Origin of the sequence: Burkholderia sp. 22313, from assembly GCF_052045245.1 — a bacterium.
In the GTDB taxonomy this organism is placed as follows: domain Bacteria; phylum Pseudomonadota; class Gammaproteobacteria; order Burkholderiales; family Burkholderiaceae; genus Burkholderia.
Map to the genome: position 1 here is coordinate 1 of NZ_JBQEON010000072.1, position 4,084 is coordinate 4,084.

Below are 4,084 nucleotides of genomic sequence, written 5' to 3' on the forward strand. Positions count from 1 at the left end.
GGCCGAGCGCAAGGAATGCGACGAAGCGAATACTCGACGTATTCGCGAGGCGCATGACGCCGCGATCGGCCCTTCTGGGGGCCAGCCCCACGAATGATTTTCTTCCAAACAGGGGAACGTGCCTTTCCGCCCGCATTGCGGCGTCGTTCGTCGTTGCAATAGCTACGGCTATTGCGCCTCCTCTCTCCTTGCCCTGCGGGCGGAAAGGCACGTTCGCAAGCCCGTTATTAGCGTGAACAGGCCCTAATGCACGCGGCCGCCCGAAGGCGGCCGCGTGAAGAGGCACTGACGCACCGCTTACTTGCTGTAGTCGTACACCCCACGCCCCGTCTTGCGCCCCAGCCGTCCGGCCGACACCATCTCGCGCAACAACGGGCACGCACGATATTTCGTGTCGCCGAAGTCCTTGAGGAACACGTCCATCACCGCGAGGCACACGTCGAGCCCGACGAGGTCGGCCAGCGCGAGCGGCCCGATCGGATGGTTCGCCCCGAGCTTCATCCCCGCGTCGATCTCCTCGGCCGACGCGATGCCTTCGGCCAGCACGAAGAACGCCTCGTTGATCATCGGCACGAGGATCCGGTTCACGACGAAGCCCGGCGCGTTGCGCACGCCGATCGGCGACTTGTCGAAACGCTCGGTCAGCGCACGCACGGCCGACGCGGTCGCGTCGCTCGTCTGCAGCCCGCGGATGATCTCGACGAGCGGCATCAGCGGCACCGGGTTGAAGAAATGCATGCCGACGAAGCGCGACGGCTCGGCGAGCAGCGCCGCGAGCGACGTGATCGAGATCGACGACGTGTTGGTCGCGATGATCGCGTCGGGCCGCGCGACCGACTCGATCTGCTTCAGGATGCGGCTCTTCAGCTCGACGTTCTCGGTCGCGGCTTCGATCACGATGTCGACCGCGGCGAGCTTCGCGTAATCGGTCGACGTCGTGATGCGCGCGAGCGCGGCGTCGCGCGCGCCGGCGTCGAGCTTCTCCTTCGACACGAGCCGCTCGAGGCTGCCCTTCAATGCGGCGACGCCCTTGTCGAGCGCCGCATCGCTGACGTCGATCAGCACGACGTTGAGTCCTGCAACGGCCGCGGTTTGCGCAATGCCGTTACCCATGGTTCCGGCGCCCACGACGCCGACGGTTTCAATGGCCATGACGATTCCTGTGTATTCGGGTGCTGAGCGGTCGATTATCAGATGTTCTCGAAGATCGCCGCAATGCCCTGGCCGCCGCCGATACACATCGTCACGAGCGCATAACGCCCGCCGATGCGCTTCAGCTCGTACAGCGCCTTGACCGTGATCAACGCGCCCGTCGCGCCGATCGGGTGGCCAAGCGAAATGCCCGAGCCGTTCGGGTTGACCTTGGCCGGATCGAGGCCGAGCTCCTGCGTGACCGCGCAGGCCTGCGCCGCGAACGCCTCGTTCGCCTCGATCACGTCGAGATCGGTGATCTTCAGGCCCGCGCGTTCGAGCGCCTTCTGCGTGGCCGGCACCGGACCGATGCCCATGTACGCCGGATCGACGCCCGCATGCGCATACGCGACGAGACGCGCGAGCGGCTTCACGCCCTGCGCGCGCGCGGCATCCGCGCTCATCATCAGCACCGCGGCGGCCGCGTCGTTGATCCCCGACGCGTTGCCGGCCGTCACCGTGCCGTCTTCCTTCACGAACACCGGCTTGAGCTTCGTGAAGTCGTCCGGGCCGGCGTCGTGACGCACGTGCTCGTCGGTGTCGAACGCAACCTCGCCCTTCTTCGTGCGGATCGAGATCGGCAGGATCTGATCCTTGAAGCGGCCTTCCGCGATCGCGCGCGCCGCGCGACGATGCGATTCGAGCGCCAACGCATCCTGCGCGTCACGCGAAATACCGTACTTTTTGGCGACGTTCTCGGCCGTCACGCCCATGTGAATCGTCTGGAACGGGTCGTGCAGTGCGCCGAGCATCATGTCGACGAGCTTGCCGTCGCCCATGCGCTGGCCGAAGCGTGCGGCCGGCACGGTGTACGGCGCGCGGCTCATGTTCTCCGAACCGCCGCCGATCGCGACGTCGGCGTCGCCGAGCATGATCGTCTGCGCGGCCGACACGATCGCCTGCAGGCCCGAGCCGCACAGACGGTTCACGGTCAGCGCGGGCGTGTGTTGCGCGACGCCGCCGTTGATCGCCGCGACGCGCGCGAGATACATGTCCTTCGGTTCGGTGTTCACGACGTGGCCGAACACGACATGGCCGACCGCATCGCCCGGCACGTTCGCGCGCGACAGCACTTCGCTCACGACCTTCGCGCCGAGATCGGTCGGCGAGAAATCCTTCAGGCTCCCGCCGAAATCGCCGATCGCGGTACGGACACCGCTCACCACCACGACTTCCTTCGCTGCATTGCTCATCGTCTCACTCCGGTTCGTTCGCGCCCGCGGGCGCAGGGATGCGTTTGCGTTACATGTTCGGGTAATTCGGCCCGCCGCCGCCTTCCGGCGTGACCCACACGATGTTCTGCGTCGGGTCCTTGATGTCGCAGGTCTTGCAGTGCACGCAGTTCTGCGCGTTGATCACGAGGCGATCGCTGCCGTCGTCGTTCTTCACGAACTCATACACCGCCGCCGGGCAGAAGCGCCCCTCGGGGCCCGCGTAGGTCCGCAGGTTCACGTTCACCGGCACGTTCGCATCCTTCAGCGTCAGGTGCGCCGGCTGGTTCTCCTCATGGTTCGTGTTCGAGATGAACACCGACGACAGCCGGTCGAACGTCAGCTTGCCGTCCGGCTTCGGATACTCGATCGGCGTGCATTGCGACGCCGGCTTCAGCGTCTCGTGGTCCGCATGCTTGTGGTGCAGCGTCCACGGCACATTGCCGCCCATCACCTTCTGCTCGAGCCCGACCATCAGCGTGCCCAGGTACAGACCCTTGGCCATCCACTGCTTGAAGTTACGTGCGCGGTACAGCTCCGTGTACAGCCACGATTGCTTGAACGCGTCCGGGTAGGCATTGAGTTCATCGCTCTGACGGCCGGCCTGCACCGCGTCGAACGCGGCGTCGGCCGCCAGCATGCCGGTCTTGATCGCCGCGTGGCTGCCCTTGATCCGCGATGCGTTCAGGAAGCCCGCATCGTCGCCGATCAGCGCGCCGCCCGGGAACACCGTCTTCGGCAGCGACAGCAGGCCGCCCGCGGTGATCGCGCGCGCGCCGTACGACACGCGCTTGCCACCTTCCAGGAACGCGCGGATCGACGGGTGCGTCTTGTAGCGCTGGAATTCCTCGAACGGCGACAGGTACGGGTTCGTATAGCCCAGGCCCACCACGAAGCCGACCACCACCTGATTGTTGTCCATGTGATACAGGAACGAGCCGCCGTACGTATCGGACTTCAGCGGCCAGCCGGCCGTGTGGATCACGAGGCCCGGCTTGTGCTTGGCCGGATCGATTTCCCACAGTTCCTTGATGCCGATCCCGTACGCCTGCGGATCCGCGTTCGCGTCGAGCTTGAACTTCGAGATCAACTGGCGGCCCAGGTGGCCGCGGCAGCCTTCGGCGAACAGCGTGTACTTCGCGTGCAGCTCCATGCCGAGCTGGAAGTTCTCGGTCGGCTCGCCGTCCTTGCCCACGCCCATGTTGCCGGTGGCGACGCCTTTGACCGAGCCGTCGTCGTTGTAGAGAATCTCCGCGGCCGGGAAGCCCGGGAATATTTCCACACCGAGCGCCTCAGCCTGCTGGCCAAGCCAGCGCGTGACATTGCCCAACGAAATCACGTAGTTGCCGTGATTCTGGAAGTTGGCGGGCAGCGCCCAGTTGGGCGTCGTGACCGCGCTCTTCTCGGACAGGAACAGGAAGCGGTCTTCGGTCACCTCGACGTCGAGCGGTGCGCCGCGTTCCTTCCAGTCGGGGAACAGTTCGTTGATCGCGCGCGGATCCATCACCGCGCCCGACAGGATGTGCGCGCCGATCTCGGAACCCTTCTCGAGCACGCACACGCCGATCTCGGTGCCTTTCTCGGCAGCCAGCTGCTTGAGCCGGATCGCGGCCGACAGCCCGGCGGGGCCGCCGCCGACGATCACGACGTCGTATTCCATCGATTCGCGCGGGCCGTATTGC

At 65.8% G+C, this 4,084-nt stretch carries 3 protein-coding genes; all 3 read right to left on the minus strand.

What is annotated here, in order from left to right; genetic code table 11:
• Positions 1-297 precede the first annotated feature (297 nt).
• The gene (locus tag ACTJKF_RS31250) at positions 298-1,152 is read right to left on the minus strand and encodes a 3-hydroxybutyryl-CoA dehydrogenase (RefSeq protein ID WP_440628985.1); all 855 of its coding nucleotides are present in this window, start codon (positions 1,150-1,152) and stop codon (positions 298-300) included.
• A 38-nt stretch (positions 1,153-1,190) separates the two neighbouring features.
• Complete coding sequence (gene bktB, locus ACTJKF_RS31255) at positions 1,191-2,384, minus strand: beta-ketothiolase BktB (RefSeq protein WP_440628987.1); 1,194 nt, start codon at positions 2,382-2,384, stop codon at positions 1,191-1,193.
• A 49-nt stretch (positions 2,385-2,433) separates the two neighbouring features.
• Positions 2,434-4,084: electron transfer flavoprotein-ubiquinone oxidoreductase (locus tag ACTJKF_RS31260; protein WP_440626189.1), on the minus strand; the 1,651-nt coding region annotated here is incomplete at its 5' end.